Source organism: Hymenobacter setariae (assembly GCF_007713685.1).
GTDB lineage: Bacteria > Bacteroidota > Bacteroidia > Cytophagales > Hymenobacteraceae > Hymenobacter > Hymenobacter setariae.
The window spans coordinates 391,280-416,242 of record NZ_VMRJ01000005.1; the positions used below are offsets into that span (position 1 = coordinate 391,280).

General features: G+C 60.0%; 22 protein-coding genes. 13 read left to right on the forward strand and 9 right to left on the reverse strand.

The genetic code is table 11. The features are described from left to right. Positions 1-36: 36 nt before the first annotated feature. Positions 37-879 carry a hypothetical protein gene (locus FNT36_RS20220; RefSeq protein ID WP_144851453.1) on the reverse strand — a complete coding sequence of 281 codons (843 nt, stop codon included), beginning with the start codon at positions 877-879 and terminating at the stop codon, positions 37-39. A gap of 263 nt (positions 880-1,142) precedes the next feature. On the opposite strand from FNT36_RS20220, the gene FNT36_RS20225 reads away from it, so the two are divergent. Together FNT36_RS20225 and FNT36_RS20230 are read left to right on the forward strand one after the other, a co-directional pair. Continuing rightward, positions 1,143-1,748, forward strand: a complete 606-nt coding sequence (locus FNT36_RS20225; RefSeq protein ID WP_233636103.1) for a HupE/UreJ family protein — start codon at positions 1,143-1,145, stop codon at positions 1,746-1,748. Positions 1,749-1,867: 119 nt separating this feature from the next. Further along, positions 1,868-4,297, forward strand: a complete 2,430-nt coding sequence (locus FNT36_RS20230; RefSeq protein WP_144851457.1) for a M1 family metallopeptidase — start codon at positions 1,868-1,870, stop codon at positions 4,295-4,297. A gap of 72 nt (positions 4,298-4,369) precedes the next feature. Here the strand turns inward: FNT36_RS20230 and FNT36_RS20235 are convergent, their stop codons facing one another. After that, positions 4,370-6,049: a T9SS type A sorting domain-containing protein gene (locus tag FNT36_RS20235; protein ID WP_144851459.1), complete on the reverse strand. Its 1,680-nt coding sequence runs from the start codon at positions 6,047-6,049 to the stop codon at positions 4,370-4,372. A gap of 300 nt (positions 6,050-6,349) precedes the next feature. On the opposite strand from FNT36_RS20235, the gene FNT36_RS20240 reads away from it, so the two are divergent. The 6 genes from FNT36_RS20240 to FNT36_RS20265 all read left to right on the forward strand — a co-directional run bounded on the left by FNT36_RS20240 (position 6,350) and on the right by FNT36_RS20265 (position 13,428). Continuing rightward, entirely contained in the window at positions 6,350-7,144 is a 795-nt protein-coding gene (locus tag FNT36_RS20240; RefSeq protein ID WP_144851461.1) for an oxygenase MpaB family protein, read from the forward strand. Positions 7,145-7,336: 192 nt separating this feature from the next. Then, positions 7,337-8,488 (forward strand): BamA/TamA family outer membrane protein, encoded by a 1,152-nt coding sequence (locus FNT36_RS20245; RefSeq protein WP_144851463.1) that lies wholly within the window; start codon positions 7,337-7,339, stop codon positions 8,486-8,488. Positions 8,489-8,662: 174 nt separating this feature from the next. Next, complete coding sequence (locus FNT36_RS20250) at positions 8,663-9,316, forward strand: (2Fe-2S)-binding protein (protein WP_144851465.1); 654 nt, start codon at positions 8,663-8,665, stop codon at positions 9,314-9,316. Positions 9,317-9,322: 6 nt separating this feature from the next. Then, entirely contained in the window at positions 9,323-10,303 is a 981-nt protein-coding gene (locus FNT36_RS20255) for an FAD binding domain-containing protein (protein ID WP_144851467.1), read from the forward strand. A gap of 14 nt (positions 10,304-10,317) precedes the next feature. After that, complete coding sequence (locus FNT36_RS20260; RefSeq protein WP_144851469.1) at positions 10,318-12,645, forward strand: xanthine dehydrogenase family protein molybdopterin-binding subunit; 2,328 nt, start codon at positions 10,318-10,320, stop codon at positions 12,643-12,645. A 180-nt stretch (positions 12,646-12,825) separates the two neighbouring features. Beyond that, complete coding sequence (locus FNT36_RS20265) at positions 12,826-13,428, forward strand: nucleotidyltransferase family protein (RefSeq protein WP_144851471.1); 603 nt, start codon at positions 12,826-12,828, stop codon at positions 13,426-13,428. Position 13,429: 1 nt separating this feature from the next. Here the strand turns inward: FNT36_RS20265 and FNT36_RS20270 are convergent, their stop codons facing one another. Next, on the reverse strand, positions 13,430-13,915 hold the full coding sequence (locus tag FNT36_RS20270) for a hypothetical protein (RefSeq protein WP_144851473.1): 486 nt from the start codon (positions 13,913-13,915) through the stop codon (positions 13,430-13,432). A 116-nt stretch (positions 13,916-14,031) separates the two neighbouring features. Here FNT36_RS20270 and FNT36_RS20275 point away from each other — a divergent pair, with 116 nt between their 5' ends. Together FNT36_RS20275 and FNT36_RS20280 are read left to right on the forward strand one after the other, a co-directional pair. Beyond that, complete coding sequence (locus FNT36_RS20275; RefSeq protein WP_144851475.1) at positions 14,032-15,444, forward strand: MFS transporter; 1,413 nt, start codon at positions 14,032-14,034, stop codon at positions 15,442-15,444. A gap of 33 nt (positions 15,445-15,477) precedes the next feature. Beyond that, on the forward strand, positions 15,478-15,996 hold the full coding sequence (locus FNT36_RS20280; RefSeq protein WP_144851476.1) for a DinB family protein: 519 nt from the start codon (positions 15,478-15,480) through the stop codon (positions 15,994-15,996). Between the two features lie 112 nt (positions 15,997-16,108). Here FNT36_RS20280 and FNT36_RS20285 read toward each other — a convergent pair whose 3' ends face one another. Both FNT36_RS20285 and FNT36_RS20290 read right to left on the reverse strand, forming a co-directional pair. Then, positions 16,109-17,677: an amidohydrolase gene (locus tag FNT36_RS20285; protein ID WP_317129622.1), complete on the reverse strand. Its 1,569-nt coding sequence runs from the start codon at positions 17,675-17,677 to the stop codon at positions 16,109-16,111. 250 nt (positions 17,678-17,927) lie between these two features. After that, positions 17,928-18,698 (reverse strand): AMP nucleosidase, encoded by a 771-nt coding sequence (locus tag FNT36_RS20290; protein ID WP_144851480.1) that lies wholly within the window; start codon positions 18,696-18,698, stop codon positions 17,928-17,930. Between the two features lie 190 nt (positions 18,699-18,888). Here FNT36_RS20290 and FNT36_RS20295 point away from each other — a divergent pair, with 190 nt between their 5' ends. Together FNT36_RS20295 and FNT36_RS20300 are read left to right on the forward strand one after the other, a co-directional pair. Further along, complete coding sequence (locus tag FNT36_RS20295) at positions 18,889-19,350, forward strand: type I restriction enzyme HsdR N-terminal domain-containing protein (protein WP_144851482.1); 462 nt, start codon at positions 18,889-18,891, stop codon at positions 19,348-19,350. Between the two features lie 69 nt (positions 19,351-19,419). Beyond that, positions 19,420-20,283: a fumarylacetoacetate hydrolase family protein gene (locus FNT36_RS20300; RefSeq protein ID WP_144851485.1), complete on the forward strand. Its 864-nt coding sequence runs from the start codon at positions 19,420-19,422 to the stop codon at positions 20,281-20,283. Between the two features lie 76 nt (positions 20,284-20,359). On the opposite strand, the gene FNT36_RS20305 is transcribed toward FNT36_RS20300, so the two are convergent. Beyond that, positions 20,360-21,232: an SDR family oxidoreductase gene (locus FNT36_RS20305; protein ID WP_144851487.1), complete on the reverse strand. Its 873-nt coding sequence runs from the start codon at positions 21,230-21,232 to the stop codon at positions 20,360-20,362. A 165-nt stretch (positions 21,233-21,397) separates the two neighbouring features. Here FNT36_RS20305 and FNT36_RS20310 point away from each other — a divergent pair, with 165 nt between their 5' ends. Then, positions 21,398-21,754 carry a winged helix-turn-helix transcriptional regulator gene (locus FNT36_RS20310; RefSeq protein ID WP_144851489.1) on the forward strand — a complete coding sequence of 119 codons (357 nt, stop codon included), beginning with the start codon at positions 21,398-21,400 and terminating at the stop codon, positions 21,752-21,754. Between the two features lie 118 nt (positions 21,755-21,872). Here the strand turns inward: FNT36_RS20310 and ald are convergent, their stop codons facing one another. The 3 genes from ald to FNT36_RS20325 form a co-directional block, all read right to left on the reverse strand. Further along, complete coding sequence (gene ald, locus FNT36_RS20315; RefSeq protein ID WP_144851491.1) at positions 21,873-23,000, reverse strand: alanine dehydrogenase; 1,128 nt, start codon at positions 22,998-23,000, stop codon at positions 21,873-21,875. Between the two features lie 79 nt (positions 23,001-23,079). Beyond that, positions 23,080-23,586 carry a VOC family protein gene (locus FNT36_RS20320; protein WP_144851493.1) on the reverse strand — a complete coding sequence of 169 codons (507 nt, stop codon included), beginning with the start codon at positions 23,584-23,586 and terminating at the stop codon, positions 23,080-23,082. A gap of 468 nt (positions 23,587-24,054) precedes the next feature. Beyond that, complete coding sequence (locus FNT36_RS20325) at positions 24,055-24,825, reverse strand: DUF1573 domain-containing protein (RefSeq protein WP_144851495.1); 771 nt, start codon at positions 24,823-24,825, stop codon at positions 24,055-24,057. Between the last annotated feature and the right edge of the window lie 138 nt (positions 24,826-24,963).

Here is a 24,963-nt window from a genome sequence, read left to right on the forward strand (position 1 = left end):
AAAGCCCCGCTAGCAGTCGCTGGCGGGGCTTTTCTATTAGTCTAATGGCTGTAAGTCTTTCTTCTTAATTCGTTGTCGAATCCTTTTCGGCAACGGCTTGCCGGAGCGGTACGCATTTTCAATCTCACTCTCGCGCGCTTCGTTATAGGTTACCAGATTGGTTACGCCGATAGCAACCGGTGCGGCGACGAAACCGCCAACCAGAATAGCTAGGCTACCGCCGTCCACGTGGCTGCCGTCGATGCTCGGACTGGCGAGGGCGCGAGTCATGGATAGGATGCCAGCAAGGCCAAGGTAGTTCCATCTTTTACCACCCTTACGGCGACGCTCAAACAAGCGGTTGATAGCCCGTAGCGTATCGGCGCGAGCGGCTTCGGCTACCTGGGCCGGCGTAAGCCCTAGTGCCACCGCAGCAGGGCGAATACCGGGAGCCGAAAGCGGGTCGTAATCGGATGGCAAGCCACGTAGCGGTGCAAAATTGCCGCGTAAACGCCGGGACACGCTCGTAGGCAAGTGCCCGGTGGCCGCTAGCTCGCGGAGCACCTGCCGCTCGCGGCCGGGCCGGAACTGAATGCGTTTGTTTAGCCCAATGAGCATGAATGCGGAACCCGCTACAACCCCCGGCGTCCAGACGCCGGCACTGGTGGTTTGCAAGGCCGGCAGGGTAGAGGCCAGAATACTAGCCGTACCAAAGCCCAGCCAACCAGCCCCGCCGCCGCGCCGGCTCTTAAACAGCTTTCGAATGGCGCGGGCCGTGTCGGCGCGGGTAAAGGTAGCGGAGGTAGAAGTAGTGGAGGCAGGTAAAGTTTGCGCCTTACTGGTCGAAATGCACGTGAGTAGTAATAGAAGGATTCCTAGGTTGCGTAATGATGAAAACATGTTTAAGAGTAATATTTGACAATAAGCAATTGATTGATGAGAAAATGCCAGCAATATAGTGTCAGGTTACTTTATTGCTGGCTAATGGATTCCTAGGCCTACATCCTTTGACCATTCTTAATTCGAAAAGGTCAACCAACTACTATGGTAATTTTAAGTGAAATCACTAGCAGCGTGGACTGCGAAGTAGGGGATGGCACCACGCGCCGAGGGCTACCAACCGATAACCAGCATGTCGATGCTGCCTGCGACATTTGCCCTTGATGTCTGTATTCACAACTTACTTACAGCTCGGCTTCTGGCACATCTGGAGCTGGCAGGCCACCGACCACCTCACCTTCTTGCTGGCCTTATGTGCCCCCTACGCCCTGACCGATTGGCGGCGCGTGGTGGCGCTCGTCACAAGCTTCACAGTGGGGCACTCGCTCACGCTGGCACTGGCTACCCTAGGGGTGGTAGGTACCAACTCGCCCGTGGTAGAAGCCTTGATTCCAGTCACCATTATGCTCACGGCGCTGCTCGACATGAGGCAAGCCGGCCGCGACGATAGCCGCCGCCCGCGCCGGCCTACCTCGGTGATATGGGCCGCCCCCAATGCGCTGGCGCTGGCTTTTGGCCTCATCCACGGCCTAGGGTTTTCCACTTACTTACGGTCGCTGCTCGGCGCTAATAGCCGGCCGGTCACGGAGTTGCTTTCCTTCAACCTAGGGGTAGAGCTAGGGCAATTACTGGTGGTGAGCATCATTTTGCTGCTGGGGTTTGTGGTGCTGCGCGGCTTTGGCGCTGCTCGGCGCGACTGGGTGCTCACGACTAGCGGCGCGGCGCTGGGCATTGCGCTGCTGCTGCTAGTGCAGCTGTTAAATGGGTGATAGAAATAAGGGTGAAATCATTCCTGTTATCTATTATGCTTGTTACCCACGCCCTTGCCGCAACTCCAGCGTAAATTCGCCGACCTTAGCTGTTAACTTTTCAGTAATCCCCACTTTTCATGCGTTCTCTACTCCTGGCTGGCGGCCTGGCGTTGGGGCTGGTGCCCACCGCGTTGCGGGCCCAGAACACCAACTCGGGCACCGATAAATTTGCGCAGCTCGAAACGATGCTGCCTACCCCCAACTCGTACCGCACGGCCAGCGGCGCGCCCGGCCCCCAGTACTGGCAGCAGCGCGCCGACTACAACATCAAGGTTGCCCTCGATGACCAGAAGCAGGCCATCACCGGCTCGGAGACGATTACCTATACCAACCTGTCGCCCGACGTGCTCACCTACCTCTGGGTGCAGCTCGACCAGAACATCTTGGCCAAGAACTCGATAACCTACGCCACGCAGGTGGGCCAGATTACGAGCGGGCGCTTAGGGTTTCAGGATTTGGATGCGCAGCTAACCACGGCTGAGTTTGACGGGGGCTACAAAATCGCGGCCGTGACCGATGCTGCTGGCAAAGCGCTGAAGTACACCATCAACCACACTATGATGCGCATTGACCTGCCCACGCCGCTACGGCCGGGGCAGAAGGTGAGCTTTGGGGTGAAGTGGAGCTACAACATTAACGACCAGCTGAAAATCAGCGAGCGCAGCGGCTACGAGTATTTCCCGGAGGACAAAAACTACCTCTACGAAATCGCGCAGTTTTACCCCCGCATGGCCGTGTACTCCGATGCTAAGGGCTGGCAGAACAAGCAGTTCCTGGGCAACGGCGAGTTTACGCTGCCCTTCGGCGACTACCGCGTGAGCATTACCGCGCCCGCCGACCACGTGGTGGGCGCCACCGGCACCTTGCAGAACGCGGCGCAGGTGCTATCGGCCACCCAAGTGCGCCGCTTAGGTCAGGCCAAAGGCGCCAAGAAGCCCGTGCTCATCGTGAGCCAGGAAGAAGCTACCAAAAACGAGAGCAGTCGCGCTACGGGCACCAAAACCTGGACCTACGCTGCCAAAAACGTGCGTGACTTTGCGTGGTGCTCGTCGCGCAAGTTCATTTGGGATGCCATGGAAATCACGCAGAGCGGCAAGCCCGTGCTGTGTATGAGCTACTATCCCAAGGAAGGCAACCCGCTGTGGGGCAAGTACTCAACCGAGGTGGTAGCCCACACTATCAAGACGTATTCGAAGTTCACCATCCCCTACGAGTACCCGGTGGCCATTTCGGTGCACGGGCCAGTGGGCGGCATGGAGTACCCGATGATTTGCTTCAACGGCGGCCGCCCCGAGAAGGACGGCACCTACTCGGCCGACCGGAAATACGGGATGATTTCGGTAATTATCCACGAAGTGGGCCACAACTTCTTCCCGATGATTGTGAACTCGGACGAGCGCCAGTGGACCTGGATGGACGAGGGCCTCAACACCTTCTGCCAGTACCTCACCGAGCAAGAGTGGGAGCGCAACTACCCCAGCCGCCGCGGCGAGCCCCGCAACATGGTGGATTACATGCGCACAGATAAGAGCCTGCAAACCCCGATTATGACCAACTCGGAATCGGTGCTGCAGTTTGGTAATAATGCCTACGGCAAGCCTGCTACGGCGCTCAACATCCTGCGCGAGACGGTGATGGGCCGCGAGTTGTTTGACCACGCCTTCAAAACCTACGCCACCCGCTGGGCCTACAAGCACCCCGAGCCCGCCGACTTTTTCCGCACCATGGAAGATGCCTCGGCCGTGGACCTCGACTGGTTCTGGCGCGGCTGGTTCTACACCACCGACCGTGTAGATATTTCGCTAGATGCCGTGAAGGCTTACAAGCCTAACACCAAAAACCCCGGCCTAGAGAACGCCCGGCTACAGAACGAGCGCCAGGGCCAGGTGCCTAGCCTTTCGGCCCAGCGCAACGCTACCGACATCAAATCGACAGTAGTAGATGAGAAGCCCGACCTCAAGGACTTCTACAATAGCTACGACCCGCTGGCCGTGACCGAGGCCGACAAGCAGCGCTACTTCCAGTACCTGAGCACCCTCACGCCCCAGCAGCAGCAGCGCCTCAATGGCAACCTTAACTTCTATGAGCTGAGTTTGCGCAACGTGGGCGGCCTAGTAATGCCCGTGGTTATCCAGATGACCTACGACGACGGCTCGCAGGAGCTATCGACCATCCCGGCCGAAATCTGGCGCAAAAACAACGAGCAGGTAAGCAAAATCATCATCACGCCCAAGAATGTGGTGTCGTTTGTGATTGACCCTTACCAGCAAACGGCCGACACCGACTTGAGCAACAACTCCTTCCCGCGCCAGGCGGCGCCCACGCGCTTCGAGCTGTTCCAGGCTGGGCAGGCCGGCAACAATGCCCGCCAGCCGCAGAACCCCATGCAAGCCGCTGGGGCCACCACCGCTACACCTGCGCCGGCTACTCCGCTTGAGCGCCGCGAAAACAAGCCTAACCCCGACGGGCGGCAGGCCCGCCCCGCCAGCACCAATGGCAGCCGGTAGGAGAGAGGTTTAGTGACAAGAAAAGCGCCAGTCGAAGTTCGGCTGGCGCTTTTTTGTGCTTGCTAAGAAGAGTTATTCTACTACGAGGCGACTAGTCCACCGCTCGCCGCTGGGTGCGGTGGCCTGCACTACGTAGAGGCCAGGGGCTAAGCCGGCTAGTGGCAGAGTAGTGCCGGTGGGTTGGCAGTGCGTTGCCCGACCTAGGCCATCGGTGAGCGTGACCTGAGTGCCGACCGGTAGGGCGGGTAGGTGCACGGTCGTGGCTGTAGGAGCAGGGTTGGGGTAGAGGGCGAGCGGGGCGATGTGCTCGGTGCGCGTGGCCGTAACCACGCTACCTAGGTACGCCACGAAGGGGGTGCCAGTATTTGCTGCTGTGGCTGTAGAAGTAAGAGCCGTACTGCCAAACAAGCCACCATTGTTGAAAATACCGGGCACCACCAGGCGGTTCGTGCCATCGAGCGCGATGCTCACGGGTATTTCGTCGCCGGTGCCGCTGCTTTGCTGCGTCCAGCGCAAAGTGCCGTTGGAGGAATAGCTGACTATCAAGGCGTCAAGGCTGGAAGTGCCCAGTAGTGACTTGCCCGGCACGGCACCCTGGCCCTTAAAATGCCCGGCCAAGTAAATGTTGCCAGATGCGTCGGCGGTCATGCTGCGGTAGGCCCCGGCCATCGTGGCCTGCAGGTCGCGCGACCACACGGCGGCACCCGCGGTTGGGTCGAGCACCGTTACGAAGCCAGTGGTAGCCACCGTTGAGGCAACAGTGGCAGGGCTAGCCAGCGCACCAGCGGGCGCGCTGAAGCCGGGTACCACCAGCCGGCCATTGCTATCTAGGCCCGCATACGTTGCGATATCGGCGCCCGCGCCGCCAACCCGCTGGGCCCATTGCGGCGCTCCCTGAGTATCGTATTTTACTACCAGGCCGTCGTAGTCGCCTTTGGCAGCTGGCATGCTCACCGTACCGAAGCCGCCAGCGGTGGGTGCGGTAGTCCACACAAGGTACACGTTGCCGCTAGGGTCAGCTACCAGGTGGCTTAACGCAGTAGCAGTGCCAGTGCTACTTACTTGAACGCGCCCGCCCTGCTGGGCCCACTGCACCGCACCGGCCGCCGATACCTTCGCAACGAACTGGTCTAGGCCGTAGCCGGTGGAGGTGATAGTGCTGAGGGAGAAGCTTCCAAATGTGGCATCTAGGCCAAAGGTGCCGCTTACATAGTAGTTGCCGGCTGCATCGCTAGCTAGGCTGGCCGGTATCATAAGGGTGGCGTCGCCTATTTCGCGTATGTATTGCACTTGGCCCTGGGCATCTAGCTGCGTGAGGGTTAGCACCGACCCAAAGGCACTGGTGCTGAAGGTGGTAGTGCCGAGCTGAGCGCCGTTGCCTGCCAGCCCTAGCAGCACTACTTTGCCACTAGCGTCGATGATGACCTTTTGAAACGAATCGGTTTCGGCGCTGCTCAGCTGGCGATACCATAGCAGGCTACCTGTGGGGCTGTACTTAGCTATTACTCCATCTTGCGATGGCAAACCAAACTGGGAGTCCTGGCTGGTGAGCGCTGTGCTAGGAGCCAGCGTGATGCTCTGCCTGAACGTAGCCGCTAAGTATGTGTTGCCAGCAGCATCGACAGCGTAGGAAGGCTGAATAGCGAAAGCGGGCGTGATAGGAAGGCTGGTAGCCGATGCCCAGCCCGGTGCAACTTGGGCAGTAGCAGCAAGCGGAAAGAGGCTTACTAAAAGAGGTAGTAGTTTTTTCATGAAAGGTGATAAGGGCAGAAAAAACAAAGCTACTGGCCTCTTTAAGTATGGTTTATAAGGCGCTAGTGTATTCAGCAAAACATAGAAATTGTTCTTCTTTTCTCCCTACTCTACTATAGTATAAGCTGATGCGTTATGCTTATAAATTAACTGTATTTAAAGAGTAGATAAAATAAAGAGGGGTAAGAGAGCGCATCTGCTAGATGTATCCTGTACATGCATTAACTTTGTAATGCAAAGTTCTTTTGTTTATTGAGCTGGTTGGCACTTCCTGCCCCTGGTTACTTGTTGCGAATTGATATGGAGTATTTCGTAAAGCTCGATTCGGTGGTGCGCCGCATCTGGAGCAAGGCCGACACGGTGCTATTTATCTTCGCGGGGTCGGCGGCCGAGTTTGCATTGAATAAAGCGGTAGACTGGCTCTACTTCACGGGCAAGCTGCCGGCCGACCCCCTAGGTCGCCTGTTTTCGACGGTAGAATATGCGCGGCGCATCGTGTTTGCGGAGCGGGCGGCGGCCGAGCACGCCATCGATACCATCGTGGGCATTCATGCGGCGGTGGAGCAGAAGCGCGGCATGCGCATTCCCGATTGGGCCTACCGCGACGTGCTATTCATGCTCACGTCCTACTCCATCAGCGTGTTTGAGGCGCTGGAGCGACCGCTCACGGCCGCCGAAAAGGAGGAGATTGTAGACGTTTTCTTCCGCATGGGCCAGCGCATGGGCATCCCAGAAGTGCCCGGTACCTATGCTGAGTGGCAGCAGGCCCGCCAGGCGCACCTCGACAATGACCTAGTAGTGAGCGACTACACCGCCGACCTCTACCGCCAATACCGGCGCCACCTAGGGGCCTTTCGCTACGAGCTGGTGCTGCAAGCACAGCGCTTCGTGACCCCGCCCCGCGTGCGCGAGCTGCTGCAACTGGGGCGTTGGTCGTGGATGCCGCTGGTGCTGCCGCTATATCGGCCCACGCAACACCTGGCCCTAGGTAGGTGGGCGCGCACCTCGCTGATGCCAGCCAAGTACCGGGCGCAAATTTTGGCTTTGGACCGGGGGCCCGAGCTAGTGCGCCCGCCGATGCTGCAGACGCACTAAATCCCTGCACAGCACCACGAAATCTCGGCTTACTGTGGACGTGCGGTGTGTGGTAGAACGGGCCCGCGGCGCGACCTTTGCTTGGTCATTGGGGTAGCCCCTGCCCAGGGGCTCCGAGCTGCAAGTAGCAGCCGCCCCGCGCGAACGTAGGTGATGATTTTTTTACGCCTTCTGGCTCTAGCAGCGTTTCTAGTGGCTTCGCTGGTTGCCCAGGGGCAAGCTCCGGCGCCCACCGAGGACTTTGGCGACTTGGTGCACAAGGTTTTCCCACGCAAGCACCCTAGACCGGCTAGCGACTCGGCCAAGGTGCGTAAGCCGCGCTCGCTGGTGGTGCTGCCGGCCGTGGCCTATACCCTGGAGGCGCGGCTGCTGGCGTCGGTGACGGCCAGTGTGGCCTTTCAGCAGCCCGATGCCAACCTGTCGGCCATCTCTACGACGCTCACCTACACCCAGAACCGCCAGATTATTCTGGCCGTGAATGGCCCGCTCTGGACCGCCCACAACCGCAGCCTGTGGCTGGCCGACTACCGCTTGCTGCATTACCCGCAGCGCACTTACGGCCTTGGCAGCAATGCGCACGAAGACGACTACATCGCCATGGATTACAACCTGTTGCGGGTGCACCAGAGCTACTACCGGCGGCTGGGGGCCACGGGGCCCCTGTACGTGGGGGTAGGGTACTTTTTGGATACGCGCTGGAACATCCAGAGCCTTAATCAAGATGGGCAGACGCTGACGCAAATTTCGGGCTATGATATTGGGGTAGCGGGACGCTCTACTTCGTCGGGGCTGGTGGCGTCTGTGTTGCGCGATAGCCGCGCCAATGCCCAGCGCCCGGCCGCGGGCGAGAGCTACCTGTTTTTTGCGCTGCGCACCAACTTGCGGGCCCTAGGGTCGGATGCCAACTACCGCTTTGTGCAGGGCGATACGCGGCGCTATTTTCAACTGGGGCCGGCTGGCAATGTGCTGGCCTTTTGGGTATACGGCGACTTTGCCCTAGGCCAGGCGGCGCCTTACCTCGACCTGCCCGCCACCGGCTGGGATACCTACAGCGTGACTGGGCGCGGCTACATCCAAGGGCGCTTCCGGGGCACGAGCCTGGTATATGGCGAAACAGAATACCGCTTCAACCTCACGCGCTCGCGGGTGCTGGGCGGCGTGGTGTTCGTGAATGGGCAGTCGGCTCGCAACCCCAGCACTGGCTACGGGCGCGTGGCCCCAGCGGGCGGTACCGGCATCCGGCTTTGTTTGAGCAAAAAGGTGGGCACCTATTTGGCCGTAGACTATGCTTGGGGGCTTGAGGGTTCCAATGGCGTTTTCTTTAACCTAGGCGAGGTGTTTTAGAAAGCGGCGCCTATCTAGCTGCCATTAGGAAGAGGGGGAGTAGTTGTGGGCTAGTAAGAGCCACTATAAGTAGCCGCTATATAGCAGATTTTGTGCAAGAAATACTTGGGTAAAGCTAAACGGCGGGTAACGCTTTTGCGTACCTAGAAACAGCTTCACCACGCGCTATTTCTGATGTCTTATCCCAACGACCAAACTCCCGACGCGGCCGGCACGCCGCCGTCGACTGGCCCTTCGCGCCGCTCTTTCCTTAAGCAGAGCGGCGGCATTCTAGGCTTTGCCCTAGTACCGCCCATTGCCGGCCAGGCCGAAGCCATTGCCGACAAAATGGCCCCAGCCAGCCCTATTCTTTCAGGCCAAACCAACGTTAGCCTCCATATCAACGGCCAGGCCAAAAACCTACGGCTGGAGCCCCGCACTACACTGCTCGACGCCCTGCGCGAGTATATGGACCTGACCGGCACCAAAAAGGGCTGTGACCACGGCCAGTGCGGCGCCTGCACGGTGCTCGTGGATGGCCGCCGGGTAAATAGCTGCCTCACGCTGGCCGTGATGAGCCAGGGTAAGGAAATCACAACCATCGAGGGCCTAGCCAAGGGCGACGACCTGCACCCTATGCAAGAGGCGTTTCTCAAGCACGATGGCTTCCAGTGCGGCTACTGCACACCGGGCCAAATTATGTCGGGCGTGGCCTGCGTGAAAGAAGGCCACGCCACTTCCGATGACCAGTGCCGCGAGTGGATGAGCGGCAACATCTGCCGCTGCGGCGCCTACCCCAATATTCTGGCCGCCGTGCGCGAAGTAGCTGGCCAACAAGCAAAAGGCTAACCTACTATGAATAACTTCGCCTATACTCAGGCCGCTTCTACTAAAGAAGCTGCCACCGCTACGCAGAGCGACAAGCACGCGGCTTTCATCAGCGGCGGCACCTCGCTCATCGACTTGATGAAGTCCAACATCGAGCAGCATTCTCTGCTGGTCGACCTGAATAAACTTTCGCTCCTAGGTGTCGAAAACTCGGCCACGGGCCTGCGCATCGGCGCGCTCGAACGCATGAGCGACGTGGGCGAGCACCCGCTGGTGGTTCAAAACTACCCAGTCATTTCGCAGTCGCTGCTGGCCTCAGCCTCGCCGCAGCTGCGCAACATGGCCAGCATGGGTGGTAACCTGTTGCAGCGCACGCGCTGCGGCTACTTCCGCGACGTGGCTTTCCCGTGCAACAAGCGGGTACCCGGCTCGGGCTGCCCCGCCCAAGACGGCGATAACCGCACGCTGGCCATCCTAGGGGGCAGCACGAGCTGCATTGCCACCCACGCCTCCGACTTGTGCGTGGCGCTGGTGGCCCTCGAAGCCAAGCTGACCCTCGAAAACGCCAAGGGCGCCACGCGCACCGTGCCGCTGGCCGATTTTTATAAGCTGCCAGGCAAGACGCCGCACATCGAAAACCAGTTGCAGCCCGGCGAACTCATCACGGCCATCACCATCCCGGCCGCCGCGCACGCCCGCAAGTCGCACTACCTCAAGGTGCGCGACCGGGCTAGCTACGCCTACGCGCTGGTGAGCGCGGCCGTGGGGCTCGATGTGCAAGGCGGCACTATCCGCTCGGCGCGGGTGGCCCTAGGGGGCGTGGGCACCGTGCCCTGGCGAGTGCCCGCCGTCGAGAAAGCCTTGGTTGGCAAGGCCGCCACCGAGGATACATTCCGCGCTGCCGCGGCCCTGGCCGTGCGCGACGCCGCGCCCCGCGAGCATAATAAATTCAAAATCGAGCTGGCCCAGCGCACCATCGTGCGGGCGCTGCTAGAAGTCGCCGCCTAAGCCAGTTATCAACTATGTCATCCGAACCCCAATTTTCTGACCAGCCCGGCGGCTTTGTGGGCAAGCCCCTGGTGCGCGTCGAGGGCCGCGAAAAAGTAACCGGCAAGGCTAAGTACGCCGCCGAGTTTGCATTGCCCGGCCTCACCTACGGCGTGCTGGCCACCAGCCCCATTGCTAAGGGTAAAATCCAGAGTATCGACACTACGGCCGCTGCTAAAGAGCTGGGTGTTATTGCGGTGCTCACGCACCAAAACCTGCCCAAGCTCGCCAAAACGCCCGATACGCCCGAAGGCAAGAAGGACACGAATGCCCCGATGGGCTTTATGCCTCTTACCTCCGACGAGATATTCTACGCCGCGCAGCCGGTGGCCCTCGTTGTGGCCGACACCCTAGAGCACGCCACCCATGCCGCCACGCTGGTGAAGGTGACCTACGCTCCGCAAAAGCCCATTGCCGACTTCCACGACCCCAAGGCCGAGCTGTTTGACCCCGAAAAGGTGCAGGATGGCAAGCAAAAGGGCCACACCAAGCGCGGCGAGCCGCAGGCTGCGTTTGCCAGCTCGCCTATCCAGCTCACGGCCACTTACACGCACCCCGTGTACAACCACAACCCCATGGAGCCCGGCTCGACCACGGCCCACTGGGAAGCGGCCGACCGCCTCACGGTGTACGAATCGACGCAGGGCGTCACGCGTACGCAGTCGACGCTGTCGGCCATGACCGGCCTGCCGCGCGAGCAGGTGCGCGTGATTACCAAGTACCTAGGGGGTGGGTTTGGCTGCAAAGGCTCGACCTGGCCACACACCGTCCTCACGGTGCAGGCCGCCAAGGCCGTGGGCCGGCCGGTGAAGCTAATGCTCACGCGCCCGCAGATGTTTACGAGCATGGGCCATCGCGAAGACCAGAGCCAGGTAATGAAGCTAGGAGCTTCGGCCGATGGCAAAATCACCTCGCTCATCCACACCAAGCAGTCCACGACCTCGCCCTGGGACAACTACGCCGAGCCCAACTCCAAGATTGTGGACCTGCTTTATGCCTCACCGAGCTTCGAGAGCAGCTACGAGTTGGCGCGGGCCAACGTGATGACCAGCACCTTTATGCGGGCCCCTGGCGAGGCGCCCGGCTCGTTTGCCATCGAGTGCTCGATGGACGACCTAGCCGCCCGCCTAGGCGTGGACCCTATCGAAATCAGGCTGCGCAATTACGCCGACCACGACTACGGCACCGGCCAGCAGTGGAGCAGCAAGAGCCTGAAGCAGTGCTACACCCGTGGCGCCGAGCTGTTTGGCTGGAGTAAGCGCAACCCCAAGGCTGGCGCCACCCGCGACGGCCGCTACTTCGTGGGCATGGGCATGGCCTCGGCTAGCTACCCCGTGCACAACTCGCAGGGCACGGCCCGCGCCCGCCTCTACGCCGACGGCCACGCCGTGGTGCAGGCCGGCGCCACCGACCTAGGCACCGGCACCTACACCGTAATGACCCAAGTGGCCGCCGATTCGCTGGGCTTGCCCATCGAGAAAGTGCGCTTCGAGCTAGGCGATACGCAACTGCCGACGGCCCCCAACTCGGGCGGCTCGGTAGCGGCCGGCACGGTGTCGTCGAGTATTTTCCTGGCTTGCCAGGACGTGTGGCAAAAGCTTATCAAGGCCGCTGTTATCGACAAAAAATCGCCACTCTACCGGGCCAAGCCCGAAGACGTGACCGTGGAGAAAGGCCGCTTATTCCTCAAGAAAGACCCGAAGAAAGGCGAGGCCTTTGGCGAGCTGATGAAGCGCGGCGAAATCACTGACATTGAGGGCATGGCGCAGGGCAAATACGGCTCGGGCTATGAAGACGCGGCCGCCGCTAAAAACGCCGACCCCACCCAAAAAGACCAGGCCGGCCACCACTCTATGCACTCCTTTGGGGCGCATTTTTGCGAGGTGCGCGTCGATATGGACCTAGGCACCATTCGGGTGTCAAAGTGGGTGAGCGTTATCGGCGCTGGCCGCATCTTGAATGCCCAAACTGCTCGTAGCCAAATTATTGGTGGCGCTATCTTTGGCATCGGCTCGGCCCTGATGGAGGAAACCGTGCGCGACCCGCACTACTCGCGTTACACCAACGCCGACCTAGCCAGCTACCACGTGCCCGTGAATGCCGATATCCCGAACATGACGGTAGAATTTGTGGAAGAGCACGACCCCTACATCAACGCGATGGGGGTGAAGGGCATCGGCGAAATTGCGATGGTGGGCGTGGCCGCCGCTGTGGCCAACGCCGTGTACCACGCCACCGGTAAGCGCCTGCGCGACCTGCCTCTCACGCCCGATAAGGTGCTGATGGCTGGATTGCCGAGCTAGGTACTCGCTGCCCATGATACCCCACCCCCGGCCCCTCCCCTCCGGGAGAGGGGAGCCTAGTGACTCTCACGTTAGAGAATGAAAGGCTCCCCTCTCCCGGAGGGGAGGGGCCGGGGGTGGGGTTTTTACGTAAGAGCGTAGGCCAAATGCTGGCTTCGTACTCATTCAACTAATTACCCCATGCACCACGACCCCACCGCTACCGTTGGCCTGATACTCCTGGCCGCCGGCTCGTCTTCGCGCCTCGCCCGCCCCAAACAGTTGTTGCCCTACCAGGGCAGCACGCTGCTGCGCCACGCCGCCGAGGTAGCCACGGCTTCGCCTTGCCGCCCGCTAGTGCTTGTGACCGGCGCCCTCCACGACGAGCTGCTGCCCGAAATCGACGGCCTGCCTTTCCACGTGGTGCGCAATGATGCCTGGGCCGATGGCATGGGTGGCAGCATCGCCGCGGGCCTAGCCGAGCTCGAAACCGCGGCCGAAGCGGCTAAAGTGGATGCCGTAGTCGTCATGCTCTGCGACCAGCCCCTGCTCACGCCCGAAGTTATTGGCGAGCTGATTGTACAGTTTCAGGCTACCGGGCAGCCCGTAGTGGCTTCGGCTTACGCTGGCACCCAAGGTGTGCCGGCGCTGTTCAGCCGTGAGATATTTCCGCAATTGCTGGCGCTGCGCGGGGCAGCTGGTGCACGAGAGCTATTGCAGCAGTATGCCCACCTGCCCACGGTGGATTTCCCCGGCGGCGCTACCGATGTAGATACCGAGGCACAATACGCTGCCCTAGGGTAGCCTATTTTACCCGCCGGTACTCTATCTCTTCTTCAACGCCCGGCATATCCTCACCTACCGGAAAAGCCAGTACCAGCACGCGGCGGCTCAGCTTGCGAATTTGATGGCCATCGAACGACGAGCCGTTGCGGCTGGTGGGGCTGCTGGCTTGCAAGCGGTTCTTGCTCACAGAGTAAGAGCCTATTTCGTTCTGCACTACTTCCTCGCCGCGCATGACCGTGAACCGGTAGCCGCCATCGGCCCGAAATTCTACTCGCAACTGCGCAGTGCCCTCGGCAATGCCGTGGTTGAGGTCGGCGGTCTGGGGGTCGTTGAGGCGCTCGCGCACCGAGTCGGGCACCGTTTCGCTCACGGTAAAGCCGATTTCATAGGCCTCCCACTGGCCCACCAAACCGGGCAGCACTTGCGCCCGCGCCGCAGTACCTAGGAGCAGCGCGGCGCCCAGCGGCAGCCAGCAGCGAGTTGTTTTTTGGAGTATCGCCTTCATCAAGGCCGAAAGTAAGCAACTTACTGGCTCGTCGGTTCTGACTAACCGGCAGCGGCGTTCTTCCACGCTACCTAGGAAACGCTAGTATCTTGGCACCTGCCAATTTCCTTCTACGCATGACCCCCACCGCTACCGCCGCGCCGGCCGTCGAAAAAGACAACAAGCGCATCACCACCGGCTGGACTTTCTACGACTGGGCCAACTCGGTGTACCCGCTCGTGATTACCAGCTCAATTTTTCCGATTTACTGGTCGAGCGTTATCAAAAAGATAACCCACACCGACAGCGGCCAGAGCCCGGTCGATTTTCTTGGGTTTCAAGTGCCGGGCTCGTCGCTGCTCACCTACGCCATCTCGGCCGCCTTTCTGCTGATTGCGCTCATTAGCCCGTTTCTAACGTCGCTGGCTGACTTTTCGGGGCGGAAGAAGCTGTTTTTGCAAATTTTCTGCTACCTAGGGGCCGCCTCGTGCGCCGGGCTGTTCTTCTTCACGCCCGCCACGCTTACCGAGTCCACGTTCGTGTTTATCCTGGCCACTGTAGGGTTTTCGGGCAGCATCGTGTTCTATAATTCCTACCTGCCCGAAATCAGCAGCGAGGAAAAATTTGACTCGCTGTCGGCCAAAGGCTTCTCGATGGGCTACGTGGGGTCGGTTATTCTGCTGGTCATTTGCTTGGTCATTAACCAGTTTCACGATAAAGTAGGGCTCACGAGCGAGCGGGCCGCGCAGATTTCGTTTCTGCTCACGGGCATCTGGTGGGCCGGCTTCGCCCAAATCCCGTTCTTCACCCTGCCCGCCGACCCCGGCCGCAGTACTCAGGCCGGCCCCGACGATAAAGGCTGGCTGCTCAACGGTTTTCACGAGCTAGCCAAGGTGTGGCGGCAATTGGAGCAGCTGCCCAATCTCAAAAAGTTTCTGCTCGCGTACTTCACCTACAACATGGGCGTGCAAACCGTGATGTACGTGGCCACACTCTTTGGCACCGACGAGCTGCATCTAGCCGACGACGCGCTCATTATCACCATCTTGCTGCTGCAAGTAGTAGCCATTGCGGGCGCTTACCTGTTTGCCAAGCTCTCAGAGGCCATCGGCAATACACGGGCGCTGTCATGGTCGGTAATTATCTGGATGGGCATTTGCGTAGCCGGCTACTTTGTGCAGGCGGGCTGGAGTTTCTACGCCCTAGCCTCGGTCATCGGCCTCACCATGGGCGCCATCCAAAGCCTTTCGCGCAGCACGTATTCCAAGATTATTCCTGAAAACACGCCGAATACGGCCGCTTTTTTCAGCTTCTTTGACGTGACCGAAAAGCTGAGTATCGTAATCGGTACGGCTACCTGGGGCATTATCAGCCAGTGGTTTGGCTCGATGCGCTACAGTATCTTGGCGCTCATTGTTTTCTTCGCCCTAGGTCTGGTTTTCTTGCTGCGCCTGCGCGGGAAGAAGCTGCGCGAAGAGCCCGCTGGCGGCACCGTGCTGCCGCCCCCGCCCGCCTCGCCGGTAGCAAACACCCCGCTAACCACTCGGTAGGCCGCGTCGCGAAAGCGTGCCGACCTTTGCGCCATGATTCATCCTCCCCAACCCAATTTGCAAACCGCGCTCGGCCACGAATTAAAGCATGAGCTAGCCATCACGCGCCGCGTGCTGGAGCGGGTACCCACCGAGCAATTTGGCTGGCAGCCCCACGCCAAAAGCATGAGCCTGGGCACGCTGGCCGGCCACATGGCCAACCTCATCGGCTTCCTAGAGCTGTCGTTGCAGGGCTCGGCATTTGACTTGGCTGCCAATAAGATGCCCGACAACCCCGCCACCGCGGCCGACGTGCTGGCACGCTTTGACCTCAACGCCGAAAACCTGCATAAGGCCCTGGCCGATGTGAGCGACGACGCATTTAACGACATCTGGAGCCTCACGCACGGCGACAAAACGTTGCTGTCGCTGCCCCGCACGGCCGTGGTGCGCACGATGGTGCTCAATCACCTCATCCATCACCGCGGCCAGCTGAGCGTCTACCTGCGCCTGCTCGACATTCCGGTGCCCGCCATCTACGGCGGCTCGGCCGACGAAGCGCCCAAGCGCTAGTATTTCACAATTGTCATGCTGACGAAGGAAGCATCTTATCACGTCAGAGCTTTGCGTGATAAGATGCTTCCTTCGTCAGCATGACAATTGTAGAAGTGTAATCATTTTGCTTCTACTTCCGCACAAATACCTGCTTGCCGCCTATCCAAGTCTGTTGCACCGCCGCGTTGCGCAACTGCTCTTTGGGCGCGGTCAGCAGGTCGGTTTTTAGCACCACAAAGTCGGCCAGCATGCCGGGCTTAATCTGGCCTTTGCGCTTTTCTTCAAAGGCGGCGTGGGCGGCCCAAGTCGTCATACCGCGCAGGGCGTCGGGGCGCGAGAGGGCATTAGTCATCTGAAAGCCGGTCGCCGGAAAGTTCTTAGCATCTTGCCGCGCCACGGCCGCGTGGTAGCCGTAGAGCGGATTAATGTCCTCGACCGGAAAATCGGAACCTAGGGCCACTTGGCCGTACTGCTTCAGCAACTCCTGGTAAGCGTAAGCTGTCTGCAAGCGCTGGGCGCCCAGGCGTTCGCTGGCCCAATACATATCGGAGGTGGCGTGTGTGGGCTGCACCGAGGGCACGATATGATACTGGCCAAACTTGGGCATATCGGCCTGGCTTACTACCTGCGCGTGCTCGATGCGCCAGCGCCGGTCGGGTTGCCCTTTCAAAGCTGCGCCATAGATGTCGAGCAGCAGCCGGTTGCTAGAGTCGCCGATGGCGTGGGTGTTCATCTGAAACTTGGTGGCCGCTAGTTCCTTGGCCAGGCTGCGGTAGTAGCCAGGGTTTTGCAGCAAGAAGCCCCGCTCGGCGGGCCGGTCGGTATAGGGCGCTAGCAGCGACGCCCCCCTCGAGCCCAGCGCCCCATCGGCGTACACCTTGAAAGATGAAATAGTGAGGTTGTCGCTGAAATACGGGCCCCTAGGTAGGTAGTACGCCTTGTTTTCGGGAGTAGGGTTGAGCATGGTATACAGGCGCAGGTGCAGCTTGTCGGCTTTTTGTAGCGCGGCCATGCGCTCGATATCCTCCCGGTTGAGGCCCGCATCGGCGAGGCTGGTGAGGCCCACGGCCAGGCAGTTTTGCTGGCCTTGCAGCAGGGCCGCGTCGGCCTCAGCGGGGCTGGGTTCGGGTATTTTGGCTGCCACCAGCTTCACCGCGTTGTCTACGAGCAGGCCGGTGAGGCGGCCCTGCGCATCGCGCCCAATCACGCCGCCGCTGATGGGCGTGCGCGCCGTAATGCCCGCCAGGTCGAGCGCCTTTTGGTTGGCCAACGCGGCATGCCCATCTACACGCATAATGAAAACGGGCACGTTGGGAAACAGCACGTCGAGCGTGTCTTTGGTGGGGAAGCGCTGGCCGGGCCAGTCGTTTTGGTCCCAGCCGCGGCCAGTGAGCCACGTCGCGCCGGGCTGCTGTTGCCGGTGCTGCGAGAGGCGCCCTACCGTTTCGGCCCACGACGCGGCGCCCACCAAATTGGCCGAGCGCAGCCCTAGGGCATAGCGGTAGAAGTGGCAGTGCGCATCATAAAAGCCGGGGTAAATAAATTGCCCGCCCGCATCCACCGTTTTGGCGGCCTGATAGCGCTCCGCTAGGTCGTCCGTAGTGCCTACGGCTACAAAGCGCCCGCCGCGCACCGCAAACGCTTGTGCCTTGCTGAAAGTAGAATCGACCGTATATACTGTGGCGTTAGTTATCAGCAAATCAACGCTTTCACGCGGTGCGTGGCAGCTGGTAGCACTTAGGGTCACGCCCAGGCCAAGAGTACTCCCAAGTTTATAAATGCCCCTCATAGTACAAAACGGTTTGTTAAGTTCCGGTTAGGGGCAAAGCTAAGCCCTTCCTCTAAAGAGAAAGGGCCGCCAAAATCTTTACAAAATGTAAGTAGCTCAACCGACACCTGGTCAGCCGGGCGTATCTGCGAAAGTCGTTAAATCCGCTACAAGCTGCGGTCTATTCGAATTTCAGGTGCTTCACCGATTCGCCCGAATTCTTCAATTCCAGCAGCGACTCAATGCCGATTTCTAGGTGCCGCTTCACAAAGTTGGTAGTCACCTTGGAGTCCGACTCAGCCGTTTTCACGCCCTCGGGCGTCATGGGGTTGTCGCTCACGAGCAGCAGCGCGCCGTGCGGAATGTCATTCATGAAGCCCACCACGAAGATGGTCGCCGTTTCCATATCCACAGCCAGGGCGCGCACGCGGCGCAGGTAGTCCTTAAACTCCTGGTCGTGCTCCCACACGCGGCGGTTGGTGGTGTACACGGTGCCGGTGTAATAGTCGAGCTCGTGCTTCTTAATCATCGAAGACACGGCGCGCTGCAGGCGGAAAGAGGGGAGGGCCGGGATTTCCTTGGGCAGGTAATCATCGCTGGTACCGTCGCCGCGAATGGCTGCGATGGGCAGCACCAAGTCGCCGAGCTTGGTCTTTTTGAGGCCGCCGCACTTACCTAGGAACAGCGCCGCCTTGGGCTTGATGGCCGACAGCAAGTCCATGACCGTGGCGGCCATCGGCGAGCCCATGCCGAAGTTGATGATGGTGATGCCACCCGAGGTAGCCGACTGCATGGGCTTGTCGGTGCCGCGCACCTCTACGCCAAACTGCTCGGCAAACATGTACACATAGTTGCTGAAGTTGGTGAGCAGAATGTACTGCCCAAACTCGTTCAGGGCCACGCCCGTGTAGCGTGGCAGCCAGTTGTTTACAATGTCTTCTTTGGTCTTCATATGTAGTGCTTTGTTGTTGGTGCTTAGAGGTTGGTTGATAGCGTTTTGTAGTCAATTGATAGGGCCTGAGCACCAGCAGCTGAGCACAACGCACTAAACTAAAAAAGCCGCCTACCCGGTAGGGTATGGCGGCGCGATGGGTACGAAACCCAGGCGAAATGCGACTGCCAAACCCATACCTTTGGAGGTGATGCAAGCGTTGGACCTGCCGCCTTTCGACTACAAAATTAGGCAAAATTCTGCAAACATCCCCGAAATCTGGGATGAACTGCGCCGCAAGTACGTGGTGCTGACCCCCGAGGAGTGGGTACGGCAGCACGTGGCGCAGTACCTAATGACGCACCTAGGCTACCCCCGCGGCCTACTGAGCCTAGAGCGCGGCCACCGCTACAACCAGCGCCAAAAGCGCACCGACCTCGTGGCCCTGGGCCCCGACGGCCGCCCGCTGCTGCTAGTCGAGTGCAAGCGCCCTAGCGTGGCCATCACGCCCGCCGTGGCCCAGCAAGTGGCCACTTACAACCAAACGATGCGCGCCCCCTTCCTGCTGCTCAGCAATGGCTTAGTGCATTATTGTTGGCGCGTCGATTTTGAGCGCGGGGTAAATGAGCGCTTGGCTGACATCCCAACTTATGCGGAAGCCTCGGCCAGCTAGCGGCGGAAAAACCAGCCCGAGATACCGCGCCGCCCCATCGCAGGCGGCCAGCCGGCCGTAGTAGGCAGTATGAAATTATTGCGCTTTGGCCCCGTGGGCCAGGAAAAGCCGGGCGTGCTAACTACCGCCGGCCTCTCGCTCGACGTGTCGGCTTTTGGGGAAGACTACGACGAGAAATTCTTTGCTACCGACGGCCTCACGCGCCTCGCGGCGTGGCTCGACGCCCAAGCCACGGCGTGCCCTATGGTGCCCGCCGAGACTCGCCTCGGTCCCTGCGTAGCCCGGCCCTCCAAGCTCATTGCCATCGGGCTCAACTACCGCCAGCACGGCGCCGAAACTGGCCTAGGTACGCCCGCCGAGCCGGTTTTCTTTCTGAAAGCGCCTTCTGCCATCTGCGGACCCAATGACGAGGTGATACTGCCCCGCAATGCCACCAAGCTCGACTACGAAGCCGAGCTGGCGTTTGTCATCGGCCGCCGCGCCCGCTACGTGCCAGAGGCCGAGGCGCTCGGCTACGTGGCGGGCTACACCATCTTGAATGACTACAGCGAGCGGGCGTTTCAGCTAGAGCGCGGCGGGCAGTGGACCAAGGGCAAGAGCGCCGATACGTTCGCGCCCCTAGGTCCGTACCTCACGCTTGCCGCCGAGGTGCCCGACCCGCAGAATTTATCCATCTGGCTCACAGTCAATGGCGAGTCTCGGCAAAATGGCACTACGGCCGACATGCTATTTACCTTGCCCAAGCTCATCAGCTACGTGAGCGAGTTTATGACGCTGCTGCCCGGCGACGTTATTACCACGGGCAGCCCGGCTGGCTCGGGCGTGGGGCTGCACCCGCCGCAATTTCTGCAAGCCGGCGATGTGGTGGAGCTGAGCATCGGCGAGCTTGGGGGGCAGCGGCAGCGCATCGTGCCGTTTCGCTTAGGCGAGTAATAAATACCTAGGACACAAAAAGCCTCCGCAATCCGCTGCGGAGGCTTTTTTGTGTCCTAGGTCGCGTCAGTCAGCCTTACAGCTTGTAAGCGGCTTTCAGGAACTCAGCCGCCGACTCGGGCTTGCGGCCAAGCAGCTTTTCCAGCGTGGTGCTGGGGAAATCAAATTCGTCATGCGCGATGGCCACACTGAAGCCCGCTGTCATGTGGATGGCCCCAGCGGGCACGCCCGCAGCTACCAGCGCTGTGCCAAATTCCTCGGCATCGGGCGAAACGTACTGAGTGGTTTTGCCTGACAAGTCGCTCAGTATCTTGGCAATGTCATAGAAAGAGTACGACGTATTGTTAGCAATGTCGTAGCTCTGGTTTTCGTGGCCGGTGCCAGTGAGCACGGCCGCGCCAGCGGCGCCCATGTCGGCACGGCTAGCGAAGGGGACTTTGCCCTCACCAGCCGGCAGGTAGATAGTGCCGGTTTCGAGCACCGGGCCCATAAACAGCGGCAGCACCTCTAGGTACAGCGCATTCTTGAGAATGGTGTAGGTCAGGCCCGACTCCTTTAGCAGCTTTTCGGTGATGAGGTGCGCTTCGGCGATAAAGGCGGCAGCCGACGAGCCATCCTCGGTCTTGCGCTGGAAGCTGGTGTATACTACGTGCTTCACGCCAGCCTCTTTGGCCGCATTGATAGCGTTGGTATGCTGGGGCACGCGGTTGGGTACGTCGTTGCCGGACACCAGGAATAGCTTGTCTATGCCTTTGAAGGCAGCCACCAGCGAGGCGTAGTCGTTGTAGTCGCCCTGTTTGATGGTGACGCCCTGGGCTTGCAGGTCGGCGGCCTTGGCGGGGTCGCGCGCCAGCACCGAAAGCTGGTCGGGACTGCCGGTTTTCAGTAGGTTTTCAATTACGGCCTTACCTAGGCCGCCCGTAGCGCCGGTTACAAGAATGTTGCTCATGATGAAATAGAAACGTGGGGCGCCAGCCCCGACTTTAGTAATGAAGAAGCACCGGGCCGGGCAGGAGCCTTACCCCGATGACACTGCAAAGGTCGTTATCTTTACTTACTAAAAGTTAGCAGCTACCTCTAGGTAAGTGCTCACCTCCACGTAACCACTCCGCTTATGCCAGCCACCAGCATGGGGCACTGCCTCACCACGCTCCCCTCCTTACGCGATGCCCTTGAAGTAGTTAGTGGCAAGTGGAAGCTGCTAATACTAGTAGCGCTAGCTACTGGACACCAGCGCTTTCGCGATATTGAGCGCAGCATTCCTGGCATTTCCTCCAAGGTACTAGCCAAGGAGTTGAAGGACCTAGAGCAGCACCAGCTCATCCGGCGCACCGTGCAGGAAGGCCCGCCCGTGCTCGTGACCTACGAGGTGCTGCCCTACGCCGATAGCCTCGACCCCGTCATTTTTGCCCTGCGTGACTGGGGGAAGAACCACCGCAAGAAAATTATGGGACCCGCAGTGGAAGCATAAAAAAAGGCCTGCCGGACGCTCCTCCAGCAGGCCTTTTTTGGTTACGCGGACTTTGTAGTCCGCGTTTGTCAGTGTGCAAGCAGGTAAACGCGGACTACAAAGTCCGCGCAACAATTGCTTACACAGCAGCGCCTTCCAGCACCGAGTCTACGTCTACGAGCGGCAGGCCCCAGGCTTCAGCTACGCCTTGGTACACCACGTCGCCGTGCACCACGTTTAGGCCGAGGCGCAGTGCTGCGTTGCGGCGGCAGGCTTCTTGCCAGCCTAGGTTGGCAAGCTGCACAGCGTAGGGCAGGGTGGCGTTGGTGAGGGCCAGCGTGCTGGTGTAGGGCACGGCGCCCGGCATGTTAGCCACGCAGTAGTGCACCACATCGTCGATGATGAAGGTCGGGTTTTCGTGGGTGGTGGGCTTGCAGGTCTCGATGCAGCCACCCTGGTCCACGGCCACGTCCACGAGCACCGTGCCGGGGCGCATGGTCTTGAGCATGTCGCGGGTGATGAGGTGCGGAGCCTTGGCACCCGGAATCAGCACAGCGCCTACCACGAGGTCGGCTGTTTTGATGGCTTCGCGAATGTTGTACTCGTTCGAGTACTGCGTCACCACGTTTTTGGGCATAAAGTCGTCGAGCTCGCGCAGGCGGTTCAGGTTGATGTCCATCACCGTTACTTGCGCGCCCAGGCCAGCAGCCACCTTCGCGGCTTGCGTGCCCACGATGCCAGCACCCAGCACGAGCACGTGCGCGGGCTTCACGCCGGGCACACCACCTAGGAGAATGCCGCGGCCTTTCAGAGGCTTCTCTAGGTACTTAGCACCTTCCTGTGGGGCCATGCGGCCGGCCACCTCGCTCATCGGGATGAGCAGCGGCAGCGCCCGCGAAGGCAGCTCCACGGTTTCGTAGGCCAGGCAGATGGCCTTGCGCTCTACCATGGCGTGGGTCAGCTCCTCGCCGCTGGCAAAGTGGAAGTAGGTGAACAGCAGCTGGTTTTCCTTGATGAGCGGGTACTCCTCAGCAATCGGCTCCTTCACCTTGATAATCATCTCCGACTGCTTGTATACATCGGCGATGGTCGGCAGCAGCGTCGCGCCCGCCGTTTCGTACTCCGCATCGCTGAAGCCCGAGCCTTCGCCCGCGCTTGCCTGCACGAAAAGCGAGTGGCCGTGCTTGCGCAGCTCAGCTACACCGGCGGGCGTTAGGCCTACGCGGTTTTCGTTATTTTTAATTTCCTTCGGAACACCGATAATCATAAGGGTAGGAGGGGAGAAGTTGACGAGAATCCTGCCGCAAAGATACGCCCGCGGGTGCGCCTGCTTGGGCAGCCCGTGCTTACTCGGCCAGGCGCAGCAGGCCTTGCATATCTAGTGGGTGGGTATACATCGTCAGCTTGCCGTCGGGCGTGGTGGGCCACTCTGCCCGCGGGCGGTCCCAGTACAGCTCTAGGCCGTTGCCATCGGGGTCATCGAGGTAAATGGCCTCACTCACGCCGTGGTCGGAGGCTCCGCGCAGCGGGTAGCCCGCCTGTATCAAGCGCTTCACGATGGTAGCCAGCTCGGCCCGCGTAGCGTACAAGATGGCAGCATGGTAGAGCCCCGCCACGCCCTCACGCTGGGCCGGCCTGCCGCCCCGGCTATGCCAGGTATTAAGCCCAATGTGGTGGTGGTAGCCACCCGCCGATAAAAAGGCCGCCTGCCCACCGGCTAGCAGCATTACCTCAAAGCCTAGGAGGTCGCGGTAAAACGCCAGCGCCCGAGGTAAGTCCGTGACTTGCAAATGCACGTGGCCGATGCCAGTGCCAGCGGGCGCCGTATAAGCCGGAAGAGTGGTAGGGTCCATGATTGAAATAGATAGTATACATGCAAAAATAATGTACGTACATGAATTGTTTTGCATAAGCTCCGCTAGCCTGTTACCTATGCTCTAAAAAACTAGCAACAATCTATTTTCTCAATCACCTATGAACACTGCAACAGAAATAGAGCTACGCAATGCCATGCTGCCGCTGTGGCTTAAGTATCCTGAAATACCACGCTATTCTATGGCGAATGGGAGCAGGAGAAAATTATTCTTGGAAGTTTGTAGAATGGTGGGAAAAACTTAGCCCCGCAGCCCAGCTAGAGTATCAAACTCTTTATCCTGAGCCCGTAGGCTGGCGTGGCTGGTACGTTGAAGAAGATTGGGACGAAACAGACGAGGAGGAAGCAGCTGATACGTATGGGCTAGATGGCTTTTAACAAAAAAGCCTCGCCACACTGGCAAGGCTTTTCTGTTAAGGCAAAGGCACGAGACGCATGCAAGGCGCTCTTACTTAAACGGTACGGACGCCCCGCTTTCTTTCACTAAGCTTGTCGGCACTAGGTCCTTCACCACGTTGGCTTTGAGTGTGAGCTTGGCATCGCCGTGCAGGTCGTTGGAAGCCAGCTTTACTTCTTCGATAGCTGCGCCAACGTTACGCTGTGAGTATACCAGCTCAACCACGGCGCTCTGGCCGGGCTTGATGGTGGGCGGCACGCCGCGGTAGCCCACGCAGTAGCAGGGCGACGAAATAGTGCTTAGCACAAGCTCTTTGGGGCCAGTGTTTTTGATGCCAATGCGGGCCACTGGCTGCTGCCCGGCTTCGATGCGGCCAAAGTCGTAGGTGCTGCGCTCAAGCACTAGGCGCGGCGAGGCCGCAAGCTGAGCCGGCGTGAGGGCGGCGCGTAGTTCTTCTTTGCTGAGCACCGTGCCTTTGAGGCTGAGCACCTTGGTGCCCTCGGTGGCATTGCTGACCACGGTCACGGTCTTGGCAAACACGCCGGGGCGGCCGGCGCTGTTATACACCGCCTTGATAACGCCCGACTTGCCGGGCAGTACCGGCGTTTTGGTCCAGTCGGGGGTAGTGCAGCCGCAACTGGCCTGGGCGCTGGCAATGACGATGGGCTGGTTGCCGGTATTCTTAAACTTGAATTCATAACTGGCTAGTGTGCCCTCGGGCACCTTGCCAAAGTCGTGGTCGGTGCGCTCGAAGGTGAGCACGCCCTGGGCACGGCTCGCCAGAGCTAACAAGCAGAAAATAAGTGTAGAAACGTAGCGCATAGCCAAGGTGCCGAGTCTGTGCCCGGCGCGTAGGATGAACAAAAAGGGCCCGTTGCTGGCTTTAAGGCAAATGCCCGGCCGGTGGCCTCACACCCCACCTAGGCCGGGTGCCATAAGCAAATATACGGGCTGCCCCCG